Origin of the sequence: Sphingorhabdus lutea (assembly GCF_001889025.1) — a bacterium.
Classification (GTDB): domain Bacteria; phylum Pseudomonadota; class Alphaproteobacteria; order Sphingomonadales; family Sphingomonadaceae; genus Sphingorhabdus_B; species Sphingorhabdus_B lutea.
The window spans coordinates 2,069,650-2,096,569 of the sequence record NZ_CP018154.1 but is presented as its reverse complement, the minus strand read 5'-3'; the positions used below and the strand labels follow the sequence as shown (position 1 = coordinate 2,096,569).

Annotated in this window: 25 protein-coding genes and 1 tRNA gene; 3 read left to right on the top strand and 23 right to left on the bottom strand. The window is 45.7% G+C overall.

Going from position 1 to position 26,920, the window contains the following annotated elements:
* Positions 1-4: 4 nt before the first annotated feature.
* The 16 genes from LPB140_RS09985 to LPB140_RS09910 form a co-directional block, all read right to left on the bottom strand.
* Positions 5-2,614, bottom strand: a complete 2,610-nt coding sequence (locus LPB140_RS09985) for a TonB-dependent receptor (protein WP_072559704.1) — start codon at positions 2,612-2,614, stop codon at positions 5-7.
* Between the two features lie 556 nt (positions 2,615-3,170).
* Positions 3,171-3,246 (bottom strand) — tRNA-Thr (locus tag LPB140_RS09980).
* 48 nt (positions 3,247-3,294) lie between these two features.
* Positions 3,295-4,185: a hypothetical protein gene (locus LPB140_RS09975; RefSeq protein WP_156874185.1), complete on the bottom strand. Its 891-nt coding sequence runs from the start codon at positions 4,183-4,185 to the stop codon at positions 3,295-3,297.
* An 85-nt stretch (positions 4,186-4,270) separates the two neighbouring features.
* Entirely contained in the window at positions 4,271-5,494 is a 1,224-nt protein-coding gene (locus LPB140_RS09970) for a mechanosensitive ion channel (RefSeq protein ID WP_083550311.1), read from the bottom strand.
* Between the two features lie 119 nt (positions 5,495-5,613).
* Positions 5,614-6,966, bottom strand: a complete 1,353-nt coding sequence (locus LPB140_RS09965; RefSeq protein WP_072559703.1) for a replication-associated recombination protein A — start codon at positions 6,964-6,966, stop codon at positions 5,614-5,616.
* A complete protein-coding gene (locus LPB140_RS09960; RefSeq protein WP_072559702.1) occupies positions 6,963-8,114 on the bottom strand; it encodes a glycosyltransferase family 4 protein in 1,152 nt (383 codons plus the stop codon). Before LPB140_RS09960 ends, LPB140_RS09965 begins: the two co-directional genes overlap by 4 nt.
* 53 nt (positions 8,115-8,167) lie before the next feature.
* Positions 8,168-9,100 carry a hemolysin family protein gene (locus tag LPB140_RS09955; protein ID WP_072559701.1) on the bottom strand — a complete coding sequence of 311 codons (933 nt, stop codon included), beginning with the start codon at positions 9,098-9,100 and terminating at the stop codon, positions 8,168-8,170.
* A 40-nt stretch (positions 9,101-9,140) separates the two neighbouring features.
* Positions 9,141-9,692: an rRNA maturation RNase YbeY gene (gene ybeY / locus LPB140_RS09950; RefSeq protein ID WP_198024109.1), complete on the bottom strand. Its 552-nt coding sequence runs from the start codon at positions 9,690-9,692 to the stop codon at positions 9,141-9,143.
* The gene (locus LPB140_RS09945; protein ID WP_072559700.1) at positions 9,682-10,668 is read right to left on the bottom strand and encodes a PhoH family protein; all 987 of its coding nucleotides are present in this window, start codon (positions 10,666-10,668) and stop codon (positions 9,682-9,684) included. Before LPB140_RS09945 ends, ybeY begins: the two co-directional genes overlap by 11 nt.
* A 7-nt stretch (positions 10,669-10,675) precedes the next feature.
* The gene (miaB, locus tag LPB140_RS09940; protein WP_156874259.1) at positions 10,676-12,064 is read right to left on the bottom strand and encodes a tRNA (N6-isopentenyl adenosine(37)-C2)-methylthiotransferase MiaB; all 1,389 of its coding nucleotides are present in this window, start codon (positions 12,062-12,064) and stop codon (positions 10,676-10,678) included.
* 38 nt (positions 12,065-12,102) lie between these two features.
* Positions 12,103-12,903 (bottom strand): lysophospholipid acyltransferase family protein, encoded by an 801-nt coding sequence (locus tag LPB140_RS09935; RefSeq protein ID WP_083550301.1) that lies wholly within the window; start codon positions 12,901-12,903, stop codon positions 12,103-12,105.
* On the bottom strand, positions 12,875-13,297 hold the full coding sequence (locus tag LPB140_RS09930; protein ID WP_072559699.1) for a Fur family transcriptional regulator: 423 nt from the start codon (positions 13,295-13,297) through the stop codon (positions 12,875-12,877). Before LPB140_RS09930 ends, LPB140_RS09935 begins: the two co-directional genes overlap by 29 nt.
* Before the next feature lie 136 nt (positions 13,298-13,433).
* The gene (rimI, locus tag LPB140_RS09925) at positions 13,434-13,910 is read right to left on the bottom strand and encodes a ribosomal protein S18-alanine N-acetyltransferase (protein WP_072559698.1); all 477 of its coding nucleotides are present in this window, start codon (positions 13,908-13,910) and stop codon (positions 13,434-13,436) included.
* A gap of 14 nt (positions 13,911-13,924) precedes the next feature.
* Positions 13,925-14,593 (bottom strand): tRNA (adenosine(37)-N6)-threonylcarbamoyltransferase complex dimerization subunit type 1 TsaB, encoded by a 669-nt coding sequence (tsaB, locus tag LPB140_RS09920; protein WP_072559697.1) that lies wholly within the window; start codon positions 14,591-14,593, stop codon positions 13,925-13,927.
* On the bottom strand, positions 14,593-15,189 hold the full coding sequence (locus LPB140_RS09915) for a malonic semialdehyde reductase (protein ID WP_072559696.1): 597 nt from the start codon (positions 15,187-15,189) through the stop codon (positions 14,593-14,595). The genes tsaB and LPB140_RS09915 overlap by 1 nt, the downstream gene beginning before the upstream one ends.
* A 35-nt stretch (positions 15,190-15,224) precedes the next feature.
* A complete protein-coding gene (locus LPB140_RS09910; protein ID WP_072559695.1) occupies positions 15,225-15,803 on the bottom strand; it encodes a NifU family protein in 579 nt (192 codons plus the stop codon).
* A gap of 131 nt (positions 15,804-15,934) precedes the next feature.
* On the opposite strand from LPB140_RS09910, the gene LPB140_RS09905 reads away from it, so the two are divergent.
* Entirely contained in the window at positions 15,935-18,919 is a 2,985-nt protein-coding gene (locus tag LPB140_RS09905) for a M16 family metallopeptidase (protein ID WP_072559694.1), read from the top strand.
* A gap of 86 nt (positions 18,920-19,005) precedes the next feature.
* Here LPB140_RS09905 and hslU read toward each other — a convergent pair whose 3' ends face one another.
* From hslU to LPB140_RS09880, 5 genes are all read right to left on the bottom strand, one after another.
* Entirely contained in the window at positions 19,006-20,310 is a 1,305-nt protein-coding gene (gene hslU / locus LPB140_RS09900; protein WP_072559693.1) for an ATP-dependent protease ATPase subunit HslU, read from the bottom strand.
* A gap of 36 nt (positions 20,311-20,346) precedes the next feature.
* Positions 20,347-20,886 carry an ATP-dependent protease subunit HslV gene (gene hslV / locus LPB140_RS09895; protein WP_083550593.1) on the bottom strand — a complete coding sequence of 180 codons (540 nt, stop codon included), beginning with the start codon at positions 20,884-20,886 and terminating at the stop codon, positions 20,347-20,349.
* Between the two features lie 70 nt (positions 20,887-20,956).
* A complete protein-coding gene (gene galE / locus LPB140_RS09890; protein WP_072559691.1) occupies positions 20,957-21,964 on the bottom strand; it encodes a UDP-glucose 4-epimerase GalE in 1,008 nt (335 codons plus the stop codon).
* A 196-nt stretch (positions 21,965-22,160) separates the two neighbouring features.
* Positions 22,161-22,382, bottom strand: coding sequence for a hypothetical protein (locus LPB140_RS09885; protein WP_072559690.1), 222 nt, complete (start codon positions 22,380-22,382; stop codon positions 22,161-22,163).
* A gap of 137 nt (positions 22,383-22,519) precedes the next feature.
* Positions 22,520-22,741, bottom strand: a complete 222-nt coding sequence (locus tag LPB140_RS09880) for a hypothetical protein (protein ID WP_072559689.1) — start codon at positions 22,739-22,741, stop codon at positions 22,520-22,522.
* 210 nt (positions 22,742-22,951) lie between these two features.
* Here LPB140_RS09880 and LPB140_RS09875 point away from each other — a divergent pair, with 210 nt between their 5' ends.
* Positions 22,952-23,776 carry a carbon-nitrogen hydrolase family protein gene (locus LPB140_RS09875; protein WP_072559688.1) on the top strand — a complete coding sequence of 275 codons (825 nt, stop codon included), beginning with the start codon at positions 22,952-22,954 and terminating at the stop codon, positions 23,774-23,776.
* Between the two features lie 5 nt (positions 23,777-23,781).
* Here LPB140_RS09875 and LPB140_RS09870 read toward each other — a convergent pair whose 3' ends face one another.
* Positions 23,782-24,819 (bottom strand): DMT family transporter, encoded by a 1,038-nt coding sequence (locus LPB140_RS09870; RefSeq protein ID WP_198024108.1) that lies wholly within the window; start codon positions 24,817-24,819, stop codon positions 23,782-23,784.
* A 79-nt stretch (positions 24,820-24,898) separates the two neighbouring features.
* Here LPB140_RS09870 and LPB140_RS09865 point away from each other — a divergent pair, with 79 nt between their 5' ends.
* Positions 24,899-25,111: a hypothetical protein gene (locus LPB140_RS09865; RefSeq protein WP_072559687.1), complete on the top strand. Its 213-nt coding sequence runs from the start codon at positions 24,899-24,901 to the stop codon at positions 25,109-25,111.
* Positions 25,112-25,151: 40 nt separating this feature from the next.
* On the opposite strand, the gene LPB140_RS09860 is transcribed toward LPB140_RS09865, so the two are convergent.
* Positions 25,152-26,705, bottom strand: coding sequence for a TadA family conjugal transfer-associated ATPase (locus LPB140_RS09860; RefSeq protein ID WP_072559686.1), 1,554 nt, complete (start codon positions 26,703-26,705; stop codon positions 25,152-25,154).
* Positions 26,706-26,920: the final 215 nt, after the last annotated feature.

Below are 26,920 nucleotides of genomic sequence, written 5' to 3'. Positions count from 1 at the left end.
TAAATTAAAATTTATATTTCGCCGAAATACCATAGGTACGTGGCTGATTAGGATAGCCTGAAATACTGCCCGTTTGTGCCACAGATGGGAACAAGGTGGTCAAATATTCCGCACCGGTTAAATTGCGGCCCCAAATTGTTGCTTGGAAACCATTGCCCAAAGCATAGGTCAAAGACGCATTTAACGCATTTACCGTGCGGCGATAATTATTCAGCGCAAGGTTGGTGTTGTTAAAATCAAACTGATTGGCGGGCGATTCATAGTGATAATCAGTCCGCAGGGTCAATTCATTTTCACCAATTGGCATATTATATTCTGCGCCCAATGTCATGGAGAAGCCAGGAATACCAGAAGGCGTCGTGCCGGAAATGTCGCCGGTCGCGCTTTGGGTAAAGCTGTCATAAACAGAGTCCAAATAAACAACCGCACCAGAGAAGGTTAGATTGTCGGTCGGGGAAACCGAACCGTCAAATTCAATACCAAAGGTGGTTTGTTGGCCCGCATTGGCAAGCGCAAAACCGGTTCCGGTAAATACATTTGATTGGAAGCCCTTAATTGACTGTTCAAAAATGGTCAAATTGGCCGCTGCGACATCCCATTGACCCTTAATGCCCACTTCAATCACGCGTGATTTTTCTGGATCGGCAAAGCGCGAACCATAGGATTGGTTTGTTTGCAACAGGCCAGCTGTTGTTAACGCTGTGCGATCAGCAAGGAAGGGGCGGCTGTCGCGTGACAGATTGACCGAGCTTGCCTTAAATCCAGTAGCATAGCTTGCATAAACGTTTAAATTGTCGTTTATTTCATAGGCTGCACGTACGGTGTAAGAGAAGTTGCTATCGTCTGTTTTACCATCTTCAACGCTATTTGGCACGTTCAAAAATGCCGGCAGGAATTGCAATGCCTTTAACCCATTAAGCGGGTTTGCCGCAGGATTGTTTTGGTTGGCTGTTGCAAGGGCAGCTGCCTGCGCAGGGGTTGCACCACCAGCAAGCGCACCGCCATAAATTAAGTTGAAACGTAGCGGTGCATAAAGCGGATTATCAAAATTCACACCGGCAAATGCGTCACTGCTTTGCACATTAGTACCAAATTCTTTTTTATCTTTGGTAAAGTTAAAGCCGCCGGTTAAGGTAAGCCGATCAGTCAATTCTAAATCCACCGTTCCGAAGAGCGAAAATGCTTCATTATGCATTCCATAGGCTTCGTTCAATCCGGTGCCATTGGCAAAGAAACGGCCAAGATATTTGGTAGGATTGCCTTCCAATGCGCCAAAGGTTTCTTCCAAACCAACTGCCGTTGGAATAGCGCCAAATGCGTTAAATGCAGCCAATCGAGACAGACCCAAAGCCCCGCTGGTTGCGCCTTTAATCAACGCATCGCCATAGGGACGGAATTGTGTGCCAAATAATAGCTGGTTGTTAACTTCGATATTTTCTTTGAAATAATATCCGCCAAGCAAGAAATTGAACATGCCGTCAAAGTCCGAAGCAAATCGAATTTCCTGAGTATAGGTATCGATTTTTGTGTCATTTGAATTACGGCCAATTAAATCCGCAGCAGAGAAGTCGGAATCTTGGTTAGAAAATGAATCAACCACGCGATATGAAGTGATTGAAGTGAAATCTACACCGCCTAAATCATAATCAAGTTGGCTTGAAAAGCCGTAATTTTTGATGTTATTTTCGGAAGGCACATTGGTATATACATCATAAGAAAATGGATTTTGTGCATCAATGCCAACACCACCAGGAGATGAAAGCGCAAGCGCATTTACAATCGCACCGGTTGAGCCGTTTAATACATTGCCCGCAACGCAGCAAATTTCGTCAATTTTATCATAATCGGCGATAATACGAAGGCTGACCTTATCATTTGGTTCAAAATAAAGCTGTCCTCTGGTGCCCCAACGATTACGTTCATTGGTATCAATGCCCAGATTTAAGTCCTTGGCATAGCCATCGCGGCGATTGTAGCTGCCTGAAATACTGGCCGCGACAGTGTCGCTTAACGGTCCAGTAACATCGGCCTTTGCAATGATGGCGTTGTAATTGCCATAGCTAAGCTCTGCTGAGCCGCCAAAGGTAAATTGTGGTTTTTGCGTGACGATGGAGATAACGCCCGCAGAAGCATTTTTACCAAATAAGGTAGATTGTGGACCGCGAAGCACCTCAATACGTTGCAAATTGGGCAAATCGCCAATCGCCGAGGCAGAACGTGAACGGTAAACCCCGTCAATAAACACACCGACAGATGGTTCGATACCCGCATTATTGGCGCCATTACCAAAACCGCGAATGATGAAATTGGTGTTGGCGGAAGATTGAAGCTGGCTAACGCGCAGGGTGGGGACAGCTGTTTGCAGATCAATTAAGTCGCGAATTTGCGCCTTTTCAATTGTTTCTGCGCTGGTCACGGACACAGCCACTGGAATTTCTTGTAAAGTTTGCTCACGCTTTGTCGCGGTCACGATAATTGCGTCATTATCAAATTTTTGCGCTTCTTCTTCCTCACTTGGCGCTTGTTGTGCATATGCAATAGATGCTTGTGTCAATGCACCGACGCTAATCCCGGTCATCATGGCTGTTTTGACGATGGTTTTTACCAATTTCATTTCATTCTCCTAAATAACGAAGCCATTATAAAATGGCCCAAAATATCTCAAATTTGGTGGGGAAAAGTAAGGCTGTTATTTTTTGCGTATAACAAATTTATGATATTATCCTCTCACAGGCTCTCACTACCTAGCCGCTTGATTAGCGCGGAAATGGGCGGGCTGCAAATATTATTCTTATTTTTTCGCCTAATAATTTTGAAAATTTTAGCTACGTTGCAAAAATGCACCTTTATCTATTTATAATAAAGAGCATGCTCCATAACATGCCGTAGGGGAAATGTAGCAAAGCGTGCTAGCCAAAGGTTCAGGTTCATCGACCATAGGATGCGGAGCATAATGTAGAATAAATGCAGGACAGCTTTGCAATAAAAGATACTAGCCGCGCTTGCGCCAAAAAGAGAAGGGAGCGGTTTTCACCTAAAATCATGCCCTAAACGGTACTTTCTTTAGATAGTCGCTTTTAGTAAGAGGTGCTAGCCGCGCTTACGCCAGAAAGAGAAGGAAGCAATTTTCACCTAAAATCATGCCCCGCATGATTTCTTGACGGTGAAAATGGTGCCGAATGTCGGATTCGAACCAACGACCTACCGCTTACAAGGCGGTTGCTCTACCAGCTGAGCTAATTCGGCATGAAATGATCATAGATGATCAAAATCAGAATCGAAAGCTCCTTTGCTTTAATTTATCCCAAAGGTCCAGCCCTCTTTTGCAATTTTTTCACGAAATTTTTCATCTATGGTCCAATTTTCATGTTGGCGGGCGGCCTGTCGCATCCATGCGGCCGTTACCATGGCGTCATAAACATGCTTATCTGGCCTATTGGGTATGGGTGCATCGGGAAGTTTTAGCACATGGCCATTTAATGCCCTTATCGCTTCTGTCATTGCTTCATCATCGTCAAATTTCTTTTTATTTCCTGTCATTCCTGCCTTATGCGCCGCAATGCTCGTATAAATTTCGATAAGACAAGGCCCGCTATCAGGAACAGGGTCAAATGGCCAAATGGGTATTTGACCATTTAATTGGTGCAACATGCGCATGCCGGTAAGGCTGCTTTTGCCCACTTGTGCCGCACCGACCAAATTAAAACAGGATGCGCTGCGCCCGCTGCCAATTTCATGTTGATATTGCTCCACCGTCCTTAATCGTCCCATCCCGCCGGTAAATTTATCTCCGCAAATACCGCCGCCATGTCTGAAATGCCGCGATATTTCATGATGCTGTAATAATATATTGATGCCAAGCCCTGCATCTTGTGCCGAGATAGTGTCAATCATCTGCCATAATTGAGAAGGGGAAAGGGGGCTGTCGTTCCAATGGGGGAAATATGCCCCCAAATCGCAAAAGGGCAGGGCAAAGGACATATCAATACCAATTAAAATATCGGCATGATTGTCAATTTGTTCTTTTATCCACTGCATCGCCAAAATGCGGCTCCACCCACCATTTTGGGATATGTTCTGCACGCCGCCATCGGCATTGCAAATGGCAAGGGCAATGCCGGGTTGCCGCTTTCCATTGGCGCCCGACCAATCAAAGCATGCTGTTTTTGAAAATTGCCGCATCATTGTTAAGGATAGCGGCGATTTTATTTGAGGCAATAAAAAAGGCGGAGCAAATGCCCCGCCAATTTTTTACTTCATAAGGATGAAATTATTTTTTTGCTTTTTTAGGAGCAGCAGCCTTTTTAGGGGCACCAGGCTTTGCAGCAGCGTCATTTTGCTTATCCAAATAACGCGCCGCCGCATCGCGTCCACCAAGGCCAAATGCCAAGGCAAAGGCAACGCCCGTGCCGATGACAAGTGCGCCAAATGCCATTTCAATAATGGAATCGGCAACACCCATATATTTAAGGCCCATAGCAACAAATAAAATCATGGTTGAATAACGAACCACCTTTGCCCCCGTGCCGTCACCGGTGCCGGTAACAATGGTTGAAAGCAGGTTGGAAATCCAAACGCCAGCAGCAATGATAACACCGCCAAATAAAACCTTGCCGCCCAAGGCAAGAATTTCGTTCAAAATGCTGGTTAATTCAGGGAAGTTCAACAAGCGTGTTGCCGCAATTGCAGAAAATAGCATGATTGCAATGGTAACAATTTTTGACACAACCGAAGAAGCGGTCGCGCCGCCAGGCATAAAGCCCAATGAACCAAGCGCACGGTCCGCGCCAAGATTTTGCATCACTTCGCTGATTAAATTACCGACCCAATTTGCCACATAATATGCAATGGCAAGGATTAACGCTGCACCGATTACCAACGGAATGGCATTTAATACAGTTGTCAAAACAGTTGTTGCCGGACGCGATACCGCATCAATGCCCAATTCGCCCAATGCGCCAATTGAAACAACAATCATGATGATTGAAAATAAAATGGTCGCAACGGTTTTGGTCAATGAATTTGATCCGGTTACCTCTGGCACGCCGCCTTTTGCCGCCCATTTGTCAAGATCAACTGTTGAAAGCACAGTTTCCACCAATTGGCGAATAATCCGTGCCACGGTCAAACCAATGAAGAAAATAATGCCTGCACCCAATAAATTAGGGATGAAGTCCATAATATCGGTCAATAAAGTTTCAAGCGGTTTAATCGCGCTGCTGAAACCCATATGTTGTAACAATATCAACATGCCGAACAACCAAATGACAAGCGAGATGATGCTGCCCAAAGACATTCCGATGGATTCACCAGAACCAGTTTGACGTTGTAAAAATTCAATTTTATCAACTAATTTTGCAAATGCCCATTTCGCAGCCTTGGCCAATATCCATGTCAGGATAACAATCACGGCGGCGATTAAGATTTTTTCCGCCCAAAGCATGGCGACTTCTTGGTCAAAGGCATATCCTCCAACCTGTAAGTTATTTAGCATAAATAAGCTCCCCTTTTATTGAAACAGCTCAGATTGAGCCGCATTAACGGATGCTTAACATATTTATCTGCCAAAGTCCAAAAATAGATTATGATATTAATAAATAATATAAAATTATATTATGAGGATATGTGGTTTTTTTGCGCGCGCAGCTTTTCCCAATATGCCATATGCTCTTGAACCTTGCGTTCATAACCACGGCTTACCGGTTGATATAGGGCGCGGCGTTCAATACCATCGGGCCAATAATTTGCGCCTGAAAATCCATGTTCGCTATCATGGTCATATTCATATCCCGCGCCATATCCCATTTCTTTCATCATTTTTGTCGGCGCGTTTAATATGCTGGCGGGCGGGGATAATGATCCGGTTTCAGCGGCCAATTTCCAAGCGTTTTTTTGCGCAACATAGGCAGCATTGGATTTTGGCGCGGTGGCGCAATATAAACATGCCTGAACAATGGCCAGCTCACCTTCTGGCGAACCCAAAAGCTGATAAGATTGTAGCGCGGCCAAACATTGGGTTAGCGCCTGAGGATCGGCAAGGCCAATATCTTCGCTGGCAAATCGAACCAACCGCCGCAGCACATAAATTGGGTCTTCGCCCGCGACCAACATGCGGGCCATCCAATAAAGCGCGGCGTCTGCATCGCTGCCGCGAAGTGATTTATGCAAGGCGGAGATTAGATTATAATGACCATCGCCTTTTTTGTCATAAATGGCGGCGCGGCGCTGCAACAATGATGATAAAGCTGGCAGGTCAAAAATAATGCCATTTTCATCATCATTTTGTTCGCAAATGTTAAATATAGTTTCAATTTGATTGATTAAAAAGCGCGCATCGCCATCGGCCTGATCAATAAGCCATTTTCGCGCCTGTTCATTGATGGGCAGGGGGGTGTTTTGAGATTTCTCGGCATGGCTAATGATGCTATCTAAATCATCATGGCGCAATCGGTTAAGGGTTAAAACCTGCATCCGTGATAATAAAGCTGCATTTAACTCAAAGCTGGGATTTTCGGTGGTTGCGCCGATTAAGGTGACCGTTCCTTGCTCCACCACGGGCAAAAAGGCGTCTTGTTGGGCGCGGTTGAACCGGTGAATTTCATCCACAAACATCAATATTTTTTTGCCCGATGCAGATAATTTTCGGGCATCGGCAAATGCCTTTTTCAAATCCGCCACGCCAGAAAATATCGCGGATAAGGCGATAAGATAATATCCTGCCTCTGCCGCGATTAACCGCGCAATACTGGTTTTTCCGGTGCCGGGCGGCCCCCATAGGATGATGGAGCTTAATTGCCCCTTTTTCACCATTAAATTTATCGCGCCCTTTGCACCGGTTAAATGCCCCTGGCCAATAATTTGGTCAAGTTTATGTGGGCGTAATTTTTCGGCAAGCGGGGCATTTTCCATTATATCGGCATAATGCGGATGTAATGCTTCGTCTTGCTTGCCGAATAAATCGCTCATGATGTAATATGCCGCCCTATCAATTCTATATATTTATCGGCGACCACTTGGTTGATACTATCCCAGCTATATTCCAATGATAACGCCTCACCGGCTTTGCCATGCAATTTGCTAATCTCTATATTTTGGCAATAATGTTGCAGGGCATCGGCAAATTCGGGAATATTGCCGGGCGTTACCAATTGTCCGGTTATGTTATGTTGAACCAATCCAACATTGCCCGTTGCGCGCGCGGCAATGACCGGCACGGCGCATGCCATGGTTTCCAATGATACATTGCTAAAACCCTCGGTCGTGGAGGGGTTAAATAGCATATCCATGCTGGCCACCGCACGGCCCAAATCATGCCCCCCCTGAAATCCCAAAAAATTGGCATGGGGCACACGCTCGGCAAACCAATTTTTTGCCGGTCCGTCGCCAATAATCATTACCTGATGTGGGATATTTCTTTTTCCAAGCTCACTCAGGCTCTCGGCAAAAACATCCAATCCTTTTTCAAGCACTAACCGGCCCAAAAATCCAATAACGGGGATATTATCATCAAAACCAATGGATTTCCGCCATGCCATATCGCGTTTTGACGCATTGAAAACATCACGGTTTACGCCGCGTGTCCAAATGCCAACATCTTGGTTCATATGCTGACTTCGCAATAATTCGGCAAAGCCCTCTGACGGGGCGACCAATGCATCGCAATGCCGATAAAGACTGCGCAGCCATGCCACCATGACGGGCTCAAAAAGGCCAAGTTTATAATATTGTAAATAGGATTCAAATCTTGTGTGCACGGAACATAGAACGGGAATATTTTGGCTATGCGCCCATTTTACCGCCTGTCTTGCGACCCGGTCCGGGCTTGAAATATGGACAATATTGGGGGAAAATTCACGCAAATCCTCTTTTATCCGATTACTTAATTGTAATGGAATACGATATTCCGGACGCCCGGGAATCGCAAAGGATGGCACCGATATTAAATCACCCATGGGTTCAAATGCGGGATTATCCACCGTAGGGGAATATACCCGAACCTGTGCGCCCATGCGCAACAAATATTCGACCAATTTATTTAACGCCTTATTCGCTCCATCGCGAACATAGTTATAATTACCGCTGAATAACGCGATTTTTAATTCATTCACTTGCATAATTGTTATTTAGTATTTGTCGGTGCAAATGCCAAATATATTATGGGGTGATTTTAGATAATATCTTTTTCATTGTCCATTTTGGTCAATAAAATGCGCGTCACCCTTTTTTGATCGCCATCCAATATTTTAATTTCAACATTGCTTGGTTCATGCGTATAAATTTGGCCCGCAGTGGGGATTTGTCCTGCCAAAACAAATGCTAAACCACCAATGGTGTCAACATCTTCCTCCACCTCGCCAAGGGCAGGGTCGATTATATCGGCCAAATCGTCAAGCTCCACCCGTGCATCAACTTCCCAAATATTTTCAGATATTTGCTGGATAAGCTCGACAGGTTCATCATCATGCTCATCTTCAATATCGCCGACAATTTCTTCGACCAAATCTTCGATAGTGACCAATCCTTCGGTGCCGGAATATTCATCCAATATAATGGCCAAATGGGTTCTGGTCGCGCGCATTTCGGCCAATAGGTCAAGCACGCCCATTGATTCAGGAGCAAATCGAGGCATCCGGATATGCTGCGTCCAATTATCATTTTTCCTATTTTGCGGATCGGCCAGCATCGCAAAAATATCTTTAATATGGATCATGCCAATTACATTATCCAAATTTTCGCGGTAAACTGGAATACGGCTATGGCCATGTTCGGCGAATAATCGGACAGTATCATCCAAAGTATCGGTTTCATTTATCGCGATAATCTCGCTTCGCGGCACCATGACATCATCTACGCGATGTTCCGAAAAATGCAGCAAATTACGAAGCATGGTGCGCTCAACCGTTGATAAATCACCATTGCGTTCGGCATTTTCACTTTCTTCTTCGACATTTTCATGTTCCAAAATCGCTTCTTCAAGCTGTTCACGAAGTGTCGGTTCAGAAATTCTAAGACCAAGTAAATTTTTAACTGAGCGCCATAATCGTCCCGGACTTTCATCCTCTGATTGATGGGTGCTGCCTTTATTTTCATCGGCTGGCATAAGAGTTGTTATAAATCCTCATGATTAAATTACGCAATATTTAGCTATATGGATTAGCAATGCCAAGAGACGCAAGCGCTTTTATTTCTTGGCCCTCCATAATTTCCGCTTCATTATCGTCAATATGGTCCATGCCCAGTAAATGTAATGTGCCATGAATGATTAAATGGGCCAGATAATCTCTCAAGGGCCAATCCTTTTCCGCGCATTCGCGCTGTATCGTTTCATGCGCCAGCGCAAGGTCGCCCAACATTAAAATGGGGGTAGATAGCGATTGATTGTCGCCATCCATGCTTAATTCATCCTCATCCACCATGGGAAAGGACAGGATATTTGTCGGTTTATCCTTTTGCCGATATTCCTTATTTAATTGATGTATATTCTCATCATTGCTGAATAAAATGCTGATTTCAATATGTTTTGCGGATTTAAAGGCGCGGTGATATTTGCTATGTTCAAATGCGGCAATGACCGCACGGGCGACATATTGTTCAAAATTCTCCTGCTCCTCGCTATCATCTTCTATGTGCCAAATATCGTCAAATTCACATAAAATTTGTAACGGATATTCGCTTTGCATCTTATCCTTCATATGCGTCAACAATCTTGCCAACCAAAGGATGGCGGACCACATCAGCGGATGTAAAGCGGATGGTGCTAATCCCGTCAATTCCTTCTAATTTTGAAACCGCATCGGCAAGCCCAGAAAATTTATCGCCGCCGGGTAAATCCACCTGTTTGGGATCGCCGCAAATGACCATGCGGCTGTTCATGCCGAAACGGGTTAAAAACATTTTCATTTGTGCAGGGGTGGTATTTTGTGCTTCGTCCAAAATGATAAAACTATCTGCCAAGGTGCGTCCGCGCATAAAGGCAAGAGGGGCAATTTCAATCTCCCCGCTTTCAATCCGCCGCTCCACCTGTTCGGCGGGCAGGCAATCATAAAGCGCATCATATAATGGCCGTAAATAAGGATCGACCTTTTCCTTCATATCCCCAGGAAGGAAGCCCAAACGCTCCCCAGCCTCCACCGCCGGACGCGATAGGATTAACCGTTGCACCGCGCCGGTTATTAACATGGCTACCGCCTGTGCCACCGCCAAATAAGTTTTGCCCGTGCCCGCTGGTCCAAGCGCAAAGATAATCTCATCACGGGCCAATGATTCCATATAGGGCGCCTGATTGGCGGAGCGCGGCACAATGGTTTTTTTACGCGTGCGTATCATGATGGGGGCGGCTTCTTGATCGGGTTTGCGAACGATACCGTCCAATGTGGGCTCGCTTGACATGGCGATGACTGCCTCAACCAAGGATTGATCAATTTCCTCATGACGCAAAATTCGGCGATATAAATCATTTAAAATATCGCGGGTGCGGGCGGTTGCTGCGGCCTCTCCCTCAATTTTTACACGGTCACCGCGCGCGGAAATATATACACCCAAACGGTTTTCAATCGTCACTAAATTTCGATCAAATTCTCCGAAAAGAAGGGCGATGAGCGCAGGCTTATCAAATTTAAGTTCGATATGGGACATTTCACCCAATTGGGCCTGCGTTTTTTTTGTCATGCAGCAATTATTCCTTATCCAATATGTTAATTAACTCACCTGTCAGGCTGTTTGGCCCGCTATCCACCAATTTTACATCGGCCAAATCACCAATTTTAAGGCCCGGGGCAATGACATGAACCGATTGCAGCCATGGTGATTTACCAATTAACTGCCCGTCCAATTTTCCGGTGCGTTCAAATAATATGCTTGCCGTTCGTCCCACGCTTTGTTTGTTAAAATCATGTTGATGCTCATTTAACAATGCCTGCAAGGCCTGCAGTCGTTCATCCATAATTTCAGGCGCGATTTGATTGTCCATTATCGCGGCCGGTGTGCCGGGGCGCGGTGAATATTTAAATGAATATGCCTGCGCATATCTCACCTGTTTGACAAGGCTTAAAGTATCGGCAAAATCTTGGTCCGTTTCGCCGGGGAAACCGACAATAAAGTCGCCCGAAAGGGCAATGTCGGGGCGCACTTTACGCATTTTGTCCAATATATGTAGGTAGGAATCACGGCTATGGCTGCGGTTCATCGCCTTTAATATCCGGTCCGAACCTGCCTGAACGGGCAAATGCAAATATGGCATTAAAGATTCAATTTCGCCATGCGCGTTGATTAACGCATCGGTCATGTCATTGGGGTGGCTGGTGGTATATCTTATCCGTTTAAGGCCATCAATCTTGTCCAATGCACGAATTAAACCGTCCAATCCATGCATTTGGCCTTTTTCATCTTCGCCTGTCCATGCGTTAACATTTTGACCCAATAAGGTAATTTCGGAAACTCCGCCATCGACCAATGCTTTTGCTTCATTGATTAAATCCGCCCATGGGCGAGAGATTTCGGCCCCGCGTGTATAGGGAACAACGCAATAGGTGCAAAATTTGTCACAGCCCTCTTGCACGGTTAAAAATGCGGTGGGGCGCGGTTGTTTGGTGCGCGGCGGCATGATGTCAAATTTGCTAATTGCGGGCATATCGGTATCCACGCTGCGTTTGCCGCTTTGCGCATGGGCAACCATATCGGGCAGGCGGTGATATGCCTGTGGCCCGACCACAATATCAACTGATGGCGCGCGCTTACTGATTTCCTTGCCCTCGGCCTGTGCCACACATCCAGCGACAGCAATCATGGGGGATGAACCATCTTTACGGCGCAAACGGCCAATATCGGAATATACTTTTTCCGCCGCCTTTTCACGGATATGGCATGTGTTTAAAACAACCAAATCGGCTTCTTTACCATTTTCTACCTGCACCATACCTTGACCGGCAAACATTTCGGTCATGCGTTCGCCATCATATACATTCATCTGGCAACCAAATGATTTTACATGGAAAGTTTTTGGCGCGGGCACGGGTGCTTTTTTCTTGCGCTGCTGTTGCTTTGGCTGTGAAATTGGTGAGGGCATATTTTGCAAAGAATCTTTATTTTGTGTCATGGCGCGCGCTATACAATGGAACTTACGGGGCGGCTAGCCTCCATCGCACGGCCAATGCGCCTGCGCACTTCGGCGGCAATTTCTTTGCGGCATTCATATTGCGATGGATCAAAGGCTTCTAAAAAATGCAATGTCGCCGTGGCCGGGCCAATGCGCGATAATATTTTCCATCCATTTACGGGCGCGGGCTCATCGCCCAACCATGCTATTTTATGATTATGCCGGCCATAGGTTAAAAATACAGGCTGAATTAAAATAGGCGCAGGCGCGTTGACCAATGCTTGAAATAAAGATGGCTTGAAAGGCAATAGACTTTGCCCATCATGCGTAGTGCCCTCTGGAAAAATGGTAATGGGTTGTTTTTCCAGCATCGCATTTTGTATTGTTTCAATTTGCTTTGCCACAGAAGCACGGTCATCCCGCGTCACAAATATAGTGTTGTTTAACCGGCATAGCCAGCCAATAAGCGGCCATTCGGCAATGCCGCTATGCGCGATAAAAGTGCATCCGGTGGCGGCGGAAATTGTGGGAATGTCAATCCAGCTTATATGATTGCTGGCATAAAAAACATTTTCTTTAATGCGCGGGCCCACCACCTTTGGCACGACGCCGCTATTCCAACTGACGGTTGATAAAAATAAACGTGGCCATGGGGAATGAGGGGTGAATAACCGCCAAATTGCGTGCAAAAACAAACAAATGGCAAGCGATGAAAGCAATAGCAATATTCTTGCCGCAAACATAAATTGCCCAATGACAAATAAAATTGGCTTAAATGCCTTAATCTTTGCGATCGATAGCGACGCCATATAACTCCATTCGGTGATCAACCAGCCTAAAGCCTAATTTTTCGGCAATAACCTTTTGCAATGCCTCTAATTCGGGGTCGACAAATTCAATCACTTTGCCGGTTTCAACATCGATTAAATGATCATGATGCGCCTCTGGCGATGCTTCATATCTTGCGCGGCCATCGCCAAAATCATGCCGATCTAAAATGCCCGCTTCTTCAAATAATCTAACGGTGCGATATACAGTTGCGATGGAAATTTTCGGGTCAACCGCAGATGCCCGTTTATATAATTCCTCCACATCGGGATGGTCGGTTGAATCGGAAATGACGCGGGCAATAACCTTTCGCTGTTCGGTTATACGAAGGCCGCGTTCGGCGCATAATGCCTCTACATCAATTTTGGTGTCCATATACTCAACCAATTCTATATTTTTGATTATCGGGCCAATCTAGCCAGATATTTTGTGTCATAACATATCCTAACCTGCATTACAGCAAGGTCAATGATTCGCCGCAATTTTAACCTTAATTAAAAAGGGGAGCTTTTTAATAAAACAGGCTTTTTGCCATGGTAATCGCGTCAAATTGTTTTCCCATAATGCCTTTATAATAATTTTTGCGGCGGCCAAATTCACTAAATCCATGATTTTCATAAAAAATAAGGGCAGGGTTATTTTCCCGTACCTCGACAAAAATGGTCGAAATATTCTGATTATTTAATCGATCTTCAATCGCCTGCATCAACTGGCTGCCCAATGATTTACGCTGAAAATCGCGGTGTACGCCCAACATCATCAACTCTGCCTCGTCCATAATGACGCGCAAAATGGCAAATGCCGCCGCCTGACCCTGTTGATAGCTTATCATCATCATATTGCGGGGCATTGCCATCATCGACATGCATTGGGAAAATGTCCATGCCTCGCCAAATTGAGGGTCAAATGCGCTGTTCATTATATGCATAATATCGTGAATATCATCAATATTGGCGTCAATTATTTCATTATTTGACCTTTGCATCATTTCGCCCTTTAATTTTAAGCGGCCGATGGCTTTGCATCGGGCGCACGGCCATAAATCGCCACGGGGGGCAGGGGGGCAAGATGCGCGATTAAATGATATTTATCGGCCCGATTGGATATATTTATCGCGTGGCCATTGCCAATTAAATTCACCAAATTTTCCGCCTGATCCCCGGCAATGATGGGGCAATTATCTCGCTGCCCAGCATGTTGGGGCTTCATGGAGCAAAGCGGGCTTTTCTCCGCAATAAATTGGCCGAAATCTTGCATAAAATATTCGCCATGCCCGCCAGTGACGACGACTGTAATATTATTATTCATGCCAGTTGCAATTTGGTCAATTTGGCACTGCTCCAACCCCATTGCCGCAACAAGGGCAAGGCCGTTATAACCAATAATTTGTGCATTCCACGCAAGGGCAAGTGCGCGCGCAGCGGCCAGGCCAATTCGCACGCCGGTAAAACTGCCCGGCCCAACATTTACGGCAATATAATTTGCCCGTCCCTTATCCCGCAGGCTGGCAATAAGGGGCATTAATTTTTCCGCATGCCCCCTGCCGATAATATCATGACGCATGTCGCATAATGTTAAATCGCGCATATCCGCGGCGCACCGATATAATGCCACCGAACATGCGGCGGTGGCACAATCAATCACCAATATATGGTCCTGATGACCCGTCATTAGATGATATTGTTAAATTTATTGAAATCGGGTCTTGGGCTACGTTCAAAAATGCTGCTTTCATCGCCATAGCCAAGGGTGGTGATGAAATTGGATTTAATTTTTGTGCCGGCAAAAAATTCTGCATCCACAGCGGCATTGTCAAATCCCGACATTGGCCCAGTGTCCAGCCCCAATGCGCGCGCCGCCATGATGAAATATGCCCCCTGAAGCGAGCTGTTCCGCATCGCGGTGGTGGCGATTAATTCATCATTGCCGGTAAACCATGCACGTGCATCGGTATGCGGGAATAATTCGGGCAAAAATTCATAAAATTCCAAATCCATGCCAAGGATAACCGTTACTGGTGCTTTGATGATTTTTTCATCATTGCCAGTCATGGCGCATGCGGCCAATTTTTTCTTTGCCTCATCGCTTTTGCACCAAATCATCCGCGCGGGCAGGCAATTGGCAGAGGTGGGGCCAAATTTCATCAATTCCCAAATGGCATTATATTGATCGTCGCCAACTTTTTTGTCTAAATATCCATTAAATGTGCGGGCCTTGCGAAATAATTGGTCCATTACATCATCGGACAGGGGTGATGAATTTGTCATAATGAAAATATCCTATATGAAATATATTATATTATTTATACGGGCCGAACATCGACCACTTCGGGTACATAATGTTTCAATAATTGCTCAATACCCTGTTTCAATGTGGCGGTGGAGGAGGGGCATCCCGCACAGGCGCCCTGCATTTGTAAATAAACAACGCCCTTTTGAAAGCCGCGAAATACAATATCGCCGCCATCATTCGCCACGGCGGGGCGAACGCGGGTTTCGATTAATTCCTTAATTTGAGTGACAATATCTTCATCGGCGGGATCATCCAACGGATATTCATCCTGCGGCGGCGGAACGGAAATTCCCGCTGCGCTGCCTGCCTTAAATAACGGCATTTGCGCGGAAAAATGTTCCATCAATAATGTCAAAATATCGGGTTTCAAATATGCCCAATCAACCCCCGGCGCAGCGGTGACAGAGATGAAATCACTGCCAAAAAAAACGCCCGTCACATCGCCCAGGCCGAATAAAGCCTCTGCCAATGGGGAAATGGCCGCATCTTCGGGGCTGGCAAAATCGCGCGTTCCGCTTGCCATAACCGATTGTCCGGGAAGGAATTTCAAAGTGGATGGATTTGGGGTTTGTTCGGTTTGTATCAACATGGCCCTTATGTGGGGCATGGCGGATAATTTCTCAAGAGGGGATGGGCAAAATATCGTCAATTTGATTGAGAATATGCAAGATTATGATTTATTCAGCGACTAGACAGTATTTAATATCCTATAAGGTCAGAATGAAAAAACAGATTCTTGCGCTTCCGCTTATCATTTACATGGCCTCAACCCTTCAGGCACAGGCATTGGATCAAAGCCCGAATAAGCCGCAAGATGCGCATAATATCGCCGAAATATCGCCCGTTAAGGCCAATCAGTCCAGCCCGAATAATATCAATGTTCAAAATATGGGCACCGACCAAATCAGCAATAATGACTTGGGCGTTCAATATTCACCTTGGTTATATGAAGGAAGCGACCTTCCCGTCGATGAAAGCTGGACATTTGGCACATTGGCAAATGGTATCAAATTCGCGGTAAAGAAAAATATTGTCCCGGCGGGGCAAATGTCGGTGCGGGTTCGGGTTGATGCGGGCGCATTGCATGAACGGGATGATGAATTGGGATATGCCCATTTAATCGAACATCTTACATTTCGGGGGTCGGCATATATTCCAGAGGGCGAGGCAAAGCGGATATGGCAGCGTTTGGGCGTGTCATTTGGCAGCGACAGCAACGCCATGACCACCGCGACGCAAACCGTTTATCAATTGGATTTGCCCAATGTTACCGATGAATCATTTTCAGAAAGCATGAAAATATTGTCAGGCATGATCCAAAAACCGGCCATTACCGATGGCGCTGTTGCCGCAGAAAAGGAAATTGTTCAGGCCGAAATGCGGGACAATGAAGGGCCCGCCTATAGCATCAACCAAAAATTGCGCGAACATATGTTTGCCGGGCAATTAATGGCAAAACGCCCCACCATTGGCACGGCCGCCACTTTGCAAAGTGCCAATGCAAAGGGATTGACCGCATTTCATTCGCGTTGGTATCGCCCGGAAAATTTGGTCATTGTCATCGCAGGGGATGGTGATCCCCAAAAAATGGTGCAGGAAATATCGCGCCATTTCGGCGGATGGTCGGTTGATGGCAAGGGCGCAGCACAGCCCGATTTTGGACAGCCAGATGTAAAAGCGGTTGATGATATTGTCAAAATAGAGGCTGAACCCAGCCTGCCCAGTGAGATAAGTTTTTCCTATTTAAAGCCATGGGAGAAAGTTAACGACACATTGGCATTTAATGAAGATTTATTGGTTGAGGCAATCGCGATACGGATTATCAATCGGCGGATGGAAACATTGGCACAGGATGGCGCGTCATATATTTATGCGGAGCTTTCAAAAGATGATTTATATCGTTCGGTTCGTTCGGCCAATATCACCATTACCCCCATTGATGGGGCGCAGGTACAGGCAATTGGCGATATTCGCGCCATTGTAAAGGATGCTGTGGAAAATCCCCCTGAACAGAGCGATATTGACCGCGAGGTGGCCGAATTTGACAATATTGTGCGCACTTTGGTGGATAGTTACCCATTTGAATCGGGCAGCGACCAGGCCGATTCCATCGTCAGGGCGGTCGATATTGGCGAAACGGTGACCGCGCCATCGGTTTTGGAAAACGCATTTGCAAATTTAAAGCCCAAAATTACTCAAGACCGCGTTTTTAAAATGACGCAAAAGATTTTTGATAATAGCATCATGCGTATTTTTGGCGTGGTGCAAAAAAATGACCCTGAACTTATCCGCAAACTATCTTTGGCCGCCACTGCACCAGTGGAGGCCAGCGCAATAGCAAGATTACAGGATGACCCGATTAGTTTTGCCGATATACCCAAGCCAAAGGGCAAGGGCGAAATTACATCGCGCACATCATTTGACTTTTTAACTCTGGAACAGGTGGATTTCAAAAATGGAGTAAAGGCCATTTTATTTAATAATAAGTCAGAGGCAGGGCAAATTCGCATCAATGTTCGATTTGGCAATGGTTTGCTTGGGTTTAATCAGGATGATGGCCAATGGGCATGGACCGGCCCGCAATTATTGGGGCAAATGGGTATAAATGGCATATCGCAGCGCCAGTTAAATCAGCTTTTAAACGGACGTCGTATCGAATTAAAATTTGAAAATAATAATGATTCATTTTCATTATCCGGCGTGACAAGGAGCGATGATGTGGCGGATCAATTGGCGTTGATGGTCGCCAAATTGGAAAATCCAGGATGGATAGAGCCGCCCATAGAGCGCACAAAATCGGGACTGGCCGCTGCGTCCTCCACAATGGATAGTACCGCGACCAATATCTTTAGCCGCGACATGGAAATGGCGGTGCGCAATAATGACAAAAGATGGATGTCGCCATTTTTAACCGATTATTCAAAATTGGACCTGAAAAAAATTAAATCAATTTGGGCACCAATTTTACAATCAGGATCAATAGAGGTTCAGGTTTTTGGCGATTTTGACAAGGAAGAAATGGTCAAATTATTGCAAAATAGCTTTGGCAGCATGGCCCCGCGCCGCGCGGTTGACCGCAAGGCGGCGGCGATGCAACCACAGGCAAGCAGCGGCGGAGAAAAAATATCCTATCATCGCGGCCCATCGGATCAAGCCGCAGCGGCGATAAGCTGGCCCAGTGGGGCAGGGACGGAAAATCCGCGCGAGGCGCAGGGAATGGAAATTTTATCGTCCATAATTCGCGATAGATTATTTGAAAAATTCCGTGCTGAAGAAGCCGCAGCCTATAGCCCGGATAGCGTGAATATTTGGCCAGAGGATTTGCAAAGCGGTGGTTTCTTGCTTAATTTCACATTGTTAAAGCCGGAATTAACGGACAGATTCTTTGAAATGTCATTGGAAATTGCACAAGATTTGGCTGCAAATCCAATTAGCGCGGATGAGCTGAACCGCGCGGTTGAACCCATATTACAACAAATTGATCGGGCCATGTCGGGCAATGTATTTTTCATGCGCAGCTTGGAAGGGGTAAGCGAAGATCCAGAAAAGCTGAGGAATATTTATGTAATGTTAAATAATTTCAAAACATTGACGCCGCCAGAATTGCAATATTTGGCACAAAAATATTTAACTGCGGATAAAGCATTTAAGTTTAAAATATTACCAAAAGCAGATGATGCAAAGGACACAGATGGCATTAAATAAGCTCAGACCATCAATAAAGCTCAGGCCATAAAAAAGACCCTGCTGAAATGCCGACAAGATAAGGGCATTTAGCAGGGCCGATTTGATTATAAAATATAATTGCTAAGGTCGCTATTGCTGGCAATGTCGGCCAATTGTTTGCGGACAAATTCAGCATCAATGCTTATTTCGCTGCCGCCCATATCTTCGGCCTCGAAACTTATTTCTTCAAGCAGCCTTTCCATAACCGTTTGCAACCGCCGCGCGCCAATATTTTCCACGCTTTCATTCACATCCACTGCAATGGCAGCAATTGCGTCTATTGCATCTTTGGTAAAGGATATTTTGACATCTTCAGTTCCCAATAATGCCTGATATTGATCGGGCAAATTGGCCTTTGTCTCTGACAATATTTTGACAAAATCTTCATGTTTTAATCCGCGCAGCTCCACCCTTATCGGCAGGCGCCCTTGCAATTCGGGTAACATATCGCTGGGTTTGGATACATGAAATGCGCCCGATGCGATAAACAAAATATGGTCGGTTTTCATTGGGCCATATTTGGTGGCAACGGTCGTCCCCTCAATCAGGGGCAATAGATCGCGCTGCACGCCCTCACGGCTGACCGAACCGCCGCTGCGTCCCTCGCTGACCGCGATTTTGTCAATCTCGTCCAAAAACACAATGCCATTGGCCTCAGCATCGGCAATTGCCGCGCGGGTGACATCATCATCATCCAATCTTTTGTCGGATTCTTCTTCAATCAGCTTTTCTAACGCCTCTGGCACTTTCATCTTGCGGCGTTTCATTTGGTTTTTGCCAAAAGCCTTGCCCATCATATCGCCTAAATTTATCATGCCAATTTGGCCGCCCATGCCTGGTATTTCCATTGGCGCAGTGGGGGTGTCGGCCACCTCAATCTCTATTTCGGTGTCGTCCATATGATGTTCGGCAATTCGCTGGCGAAAGGATTCTCGTGTCGCCTCGCTTGCGCTATCGCCGGCAAGGGCGACTAACAACCGGTCCATCGCGGCGCTTTCGGCGGCATCGCGCACCAATAAACGACGGCGTTCGCGTTCTAATCTGACGGCTTCTTCGGCCAAATCGCGCGCAATTTGTTCCACATCTCTGCCAACATAGCCAACTTCGGTAAATTTGGTGGCCTCAATTTTAATGAAAGGCGCATCGGCAAGCTTTGCCAAACGGCGGCTAATTTCGGTTTTGCCGCAGCCTGTAGGCCCAATCATCAATATATTTTTGGGTGTTACCTCATCGCGTAATTCGCGCGGCAATCTTTGGCGGCGCCACCGATTACGCAGGGCAACGGCAACGGCACGTTTTGCCTCTTTTTGGCCAATAATATGTTCATCCAATGCGGCAACAATTGCCTTTGGGGTTAGGTTCTGGTTCATATGATTTTCAACAATCTTTATTAAAAAATAATGCTATTAAACGCTATCCAACGTTTCAATCGTCACCTGATCATTGGTATAAACACAAATGTCGGCGGCAATTTGCATGGCCTTTCGCGCCTGTTTCTCGGCGTCCTGTTCATAATCGGCCAATGCACGGGCGGCGGAGAGGGCAAAATTACCGCCCGATCCAATTGCCGCAATGCCATGATTGGGTTCAAGAACGTCGCCATTTCCGGTCAGGATTAATGTATGTTCCTTATCCGCCACAATCATCATCGCTTCTAAATTGCGAAGATATTTGTCGGTCCGCCAATCCTTGGCCAATTCAACCGCAGCGCGCATCAATTGGCCATTATGCCGTTCCAATTTTGCCTCCAGCCGCTCAAACAGAGTGAATGCATCGGCGGTTGCCCCAGCAAATCCGCCAATTACTTTTCCGCCAGCCAATTGGCGAACCTTTTTGGCATTTGGTTTAATGACCGTTTGGCCAAGGGAGACCTGACCATCGCCAATGACGACGACTTTACCATTTTTACGTACTGACAAGATGGTTGTTCCGTGCCAGCTTTCCATTTTATGATGATGTTGTTCCATAAAAATTATATGGGAAAGCGATGTAAAAAAGGCAAGGGCGTGAAATATATTATGCCATATTTTTTTGACTTAATATCCGTTCCCATTGCAGTGCATGGGTCACGATGATGTCCAAATCATTATATTGTGGCGTCCAGTTAAATTGCGCCATTATCGCGCGATTGTCGGCGACCAGCGCGTCCGGATCGCCCGCACGGCGGCCCTGTATAACACGGTTTAGTTTTGCATTGGTGACACGGTCAACCGCGTCCAGCACCTCTATCACCGAAAATCCATGGCCATAGCCGCAATTTAATGTGTAGCTATTTTGAGGATTGTTCATCAAAGCCTGTAGCGCCAAAAGATGCGCCTGTGCCAGATCAGATACATGGATATAATCACGAACGCCCGATCCATCCTTTGTATCAAAATCTGTCCCAAATATGCCAATGGAATCGCGGCGGCCCAATGCGGCCTCCACCGCAACCTTTATAAGATGCGTCGCCCCTGCGGTGGATTGACCCGATCGCCCCTGTGGGTCGGCGCCGGCAACATTAAAATAACGCAAGGCGCAAAAGTTAAAATCATGCGCCGCAGAAATATCGCGCAGCATATATTCGGTCATTAATTTTGACATGCCATAGGGGTTAATGGGAATTTGGGGGCAATCCTCCGCCACGGGCATTTGTTCTGGAATGCCATAGGTTGCTGCAGTGGACGAAAATATTAAATGGCGCACATTATTATGGATAAGATGTTCGATAAATTCGCGGCTATTTGCTGTATTATTTTGATAATATTTTAACGGATTTTCAACCGATTCTGGCACAACCACTGATCCGGCAAAATGCATGGCAGCGACAATATTTTCATGTTTCACAATTTGGGCGATTAACGCGCCATCGACGACATTGCCTTCGTAAAATGGCACATCATCGGGAACGGCCCAGCGAAAACCTGTGACCAAATTATCGATAACCACAGGATTATATCCTGCATCTTTTAATGCCAACACCGCATGGCTGCCAATATAGCCCGCGCCACCGGTTACCAATATTGATCTTTTGTCCTGTGCCATAAACTGTCTTTCATAAAATAATGAGCTGAGAATGAATATACATAGCATTTATTGCTAAAAAATCACTTAACCATCATATATATAACGGAGAGATTTGTATATTATTGCGAGTGAATTTTATTTATTGGTGCAATTTGGCCAATAAAAAAGGCGACTAAAGCCGCCTTTTTCGAATAAATTATTTCTTTAAAGCCTATCAGGGGCTGGTCGGTAGATCATCACCACTTGTCGCAGCAGCAACAATTCCGCCGATAATTGCAAGTGAACCAATCAATAATACAGGAAGAGGAATGCCAGCAAAGCTTTCTTCTTCTGAAGTATCAGCAGCACGTTGTGCGGTTGTAGCTTGAGCGATTACTGGTGCAGTAACCAATGACGCAGCAGCAACAACGGCCAATGCAAATTTTGTCTTACGCATTTTAATATTCCTAATTTAATTTGATATTTCAAATGGAAATGGGCTCATAGCATGATAGGGTAAATAAACAATAAAAATAATTAAAAAAAAGGCGACCATTTAGGCCGCCTTTTTCAAAATAATTATCTATCAACCAATCAAGGGCTGGTAGGTGAATTGTCTTTGCTGTCAGCAACAGCGACAATGCCGCCAATTACTGCTGCTGCACCGATAAGAAGGATTGGCAAAGCAATGCCAGCAAAACCTTCTTCTTCAGATGTATCAGCCGCACGTTGTGCAGATGATGCCTGAGCAATTACTGGCGCACCAACCAGAGAAACAGCTGCTACAGCAGCCAGTGCAGATTTACCGAGACGCATGGGAAAACTCCTTAATCAATTATTATTTCATACACTCGAGATGCTATGTGGCATATTATTATTAGATTCGCAAGAGCAAAATCACCTTTACCAATCGTGAATTTGATTATTATCTACATGTTTCAGTATTTTACATTTATGTGACAATGACGGGCTGTTGCCTAGTAACGCCGAAATGCGATTCTAAACCAAAAATAAAGAGGGCCGAATATGAAGATTGCCGTCCACCAAATGTGCAGCACAATTGATTATGAAAAGAATTTTGAGATGATGGCGGCGGCCATTGGCCGTGCCTCGGCAAATGGCGCAGCGGCATATTTCGCCCCTGAAATGTCAATTTTGCTGGACCGAGATAGAGTAAGGTCGGCCCCATCAATTGAAAAAATTAGTGAAATAGCATTTATTGCTAGATTTAAATTGCTTGCCAAAAAATATGCTATTTGGCTGCATCTGGGTTCTTTTGCACAATGTATATCGGATGAGGCAGGGCAAAATGGAAAACGCGCCAATCGGTCCATCATCATAAATGCCGATGGCGAGATAATCGCACAATATGATAAAATACATTTATTCGATGTTGATCTGTCCAGTGGGGAAAGTTGGCGCGAATCAAGCATATATCGCGCAGGACCACGTCCAGTTATTGCGCCTTCTCCGCTGGGTGATATGGGGCTTAGCATATGTTATGATGTTCGCTTTCCCGATCTTTACAGCCATTATGCCAAATCATCCATATCGGCCATTGCAGTGCCGGCGGCATTTACCGTGCCCACCGGACAGGCCCATTGGCATATTTTATTAAGGGCAAGGGCGATTGAGGCAGAGGCATTTGTTATTGCCGCGGCCCAATGTGGAAATCATCAGGATGGCCGGCAAACCTATGGCCATTCATTGGTTATCGACCCATGGGGCAACATTTTATTGGATATGGGGCAGGGGGAAAATGGCGATATAGGTTATGCGGATATTGATATGGCGCGCATTGACGATGTGCGCGCGCAAATTCCGGTACATCAAAATCGAAGGGATATTTAAATATCCTATTTCAACCTAGATTTCACATAATGTTCACGCCAAGAGATGAAGATGCCCGCCCCGATGATGATAACCGCGCCAAGCCATAAATGATTGGAAATTCGCTCATCAAAGATAAAATATCCAATTAAGGATGACCAAATAATCGCCACATAATCCATAGTCAGCACAATAGCGACGGGGGCATATCGCATGGCGGCGGTTAATAAAATTTGGGCAATGGCCCCGCAAATGCTTAAAAATAAAATAATCCAATAAATATCGGCATTATGCGGTTTGGCGACCATGAACATGACTATAGTTAAGGGCAGCATCGAAGTGAGGCTGAACCAAAAAACGATGGTGCCCGCATTTTCTGTTTTGCCCAATGATCGAATTTGTATGGTCACCGCCGCTGTCATTAACGCGCCGCCCAATGCGACAAGGGCCCCGATATTTTGAAAAATGGCCATGCTGGGCCGAATGACCAATAATATGCCAATAAAACCCACAATGACCGCCGCCCAGCGATATGGACCTGTTTTTTCTTTTAAAATGATCATTGCAAAAATTGTGGCAAAAATGGGTATGGTGAATGAAATAATCGTTGCCTCTGCCATCGCCATCATGCTCATCGCCAGATAATTAAGCACCATCGCGCTTAACCCCAACAGCATCCTAATGCCATGCGCCATGGGGCGATTGGTTTTAATTGAGGATAGCTCATGCGTAAAATATAGCCATATGATAACAATTGGCAGGCCGGCCAATTGCCGCCAGAACAGGCTTTCCCCCACATTCACCCCGCGAGCAGCCGCCATTTTGACGCCCGCGAACATGAATATTATCATGATGGTCGCCCCCAATCTTAATAATATACCAAGCAGGATATTCTCACCCACATTATTAGGATGGGGCATAATATCATGAATATCGGCCGGGCTTTGTTTTGCTTCGCCTGGCTTTACTGCGCCTGGCTTTACTTCGCCCAGCTTTGCCGTACCTTGCTTGGCATCGGCCAAAATCGCATTGCGTATCGCCGCGTCATGAAGATTATTTGCCATGACAAAGGGCGCTAACATAAAGCGAGATATAATTATATGACATACTTGATATAAATTAAATGATACCCAAATCATCGCGATGACCGATTTGGATATTTTTTATATTGAGAACCATATTTTTGTTATTGTGGGAATATGCGCCGTCATTTTGGGCGCATTTTCGGTATATGCCGATATCAGGCGTCAGAACCGAACAAATTTAAACAATGCCGGTTTCATGCCTTGGACAGCGATAAGCGTGGGCGCAATCATGGTTGCGCTATTTTCCTTTGCCTTGGCGGTGGTGAATTAAACCAATATCCTAACCCAATATGGTTTATGGATATGGATAATTATAGACATGCTTCCAAATATGGTTGGTCAAAGCCATATTGGCGGGCCTTTTCCAACGTATATGGCCGCACGCTATTGCCCACCCAATCGCCAATGATTTTGCCGTCGGCATCCTCATCTTGATATTCAAATTTGAACAAATCTTGGGTTACAATAACATCGCCCTCCATCCCGATAACCTCGGTCACTTGGGTGGTGCGACGCGAACCATCGCGCAGACGCTTTACCTGAACAATAATATCAACAGATTCGGCAATTTGGCGTGAAATTGCTTCTTTGGGGATTTTAATATCACCCATTAAAATCATATTTTCCATACGGCCTAGGCACTCACGCGGGGAGTTGGCGTGAAGCGTGCACATTGAACCATCATGGCCGGTGTTCATGGCGGCAAGCAAATCGAAACATTCCGCGCCACGAATCTCACCCAAAATAATCCGGTCAGGACGCATACGAAGGGCGTTTTTCACCAAGTCACCAATGGTAATTGCGCCTTTGCCTTCCAAATTTGGTGGGCGGGTTTCAAGGGGAAGCCAATGTGGTTGTTGCAAGCGAAGTTCCGCCGCATCCTCGATGGTCAACACGCGTTCACCCGGATCAATCATTTTTGATAGGGCGTTTAACATCGTCGTTTTACCCGAACCTGTACCACCGGAAATAACTATGTTCATTCGGCTTGCGCCTGCAATTTTCAATGCGGTGCACATTTTTTCATTCATAGAACCAAATCCCTTTAACATATCAAGGGTGATTGGTTTTTCGGAAAATTTACGAATTGAAATGGCGGTGCCGCGCAATGACAATGGCGGAACAATCACGTTCACACGCGACCCATCCTTTAAACGGGCATCGGCCAGCGGCGATGTTTGGTCAACACGGCGGCCAACTTGGTTCACAATACGCTGGGCAATTTGCAACAAATGTGATTCATCGCGAAATTGAATAGGCGCAAGGACCAGCTTACCACCTTTTTCAATATAGGTTTGTTGGGGGCCATTGACCATAATATCGGAAATTTCGGGATCGTTCAGCAATTCTTCCAATGGGCCAAAACCTAAAAGCTCATCCACAAGCACTTTTTCAAGCGCAAATTGTTCACGGCGGTTGAGGGTAAGTTTTAGCTCGGCCAAAACTTCCAAAATAATGGGGCGAAATTCTTCGGTTAATTCTTCTTTGTTTAAGGATGCTGCCGCCTCTGGATCAACGCGTTCCAACAAACGGGGGAGAACCTGTTCTTTAATTTTATGAACAGATGCTTCAAAACCTTCGGACTCATGGCTGCCCGATACGGTGGTATTTGACCGTTCGGCAAGACGGTTTAGCGCTTCTTCATTTTTGCTGATTTCCGGTTTGTCGGCGATTTCCAATGAGTCAATTGCGGGAAATTGCGAATCAAAATCATCTTTTTCAATATCAAATGGCGATGGGGCCTGTGGTTCATTATTGATGGGGGCCCGCGATGCAGGGCGGATAGCCGCGCCGGACATGGGTTTTGCCATGCCAAACGACCCTCTATTTGACCCTAATCCTGGTTTCTTGCCAAATGCACTCATAGCAATAAATGCCCTTCTTGTTCCGTTCACGCGTCCTTTGTGTAAATTTTCTAGCGTTAAATGGTTAACAAAATGGTTATAATTTTGGTTTTTTTATTTATTCCTATGATAAAATATGGGTAAGGACCTATAGGAATAGCTGGATAATAAAGGTTAATAGGGCATGTTTTGAAAAGGTTTCAAAATTATTATTTTGGCGCCAATATATCGATTCT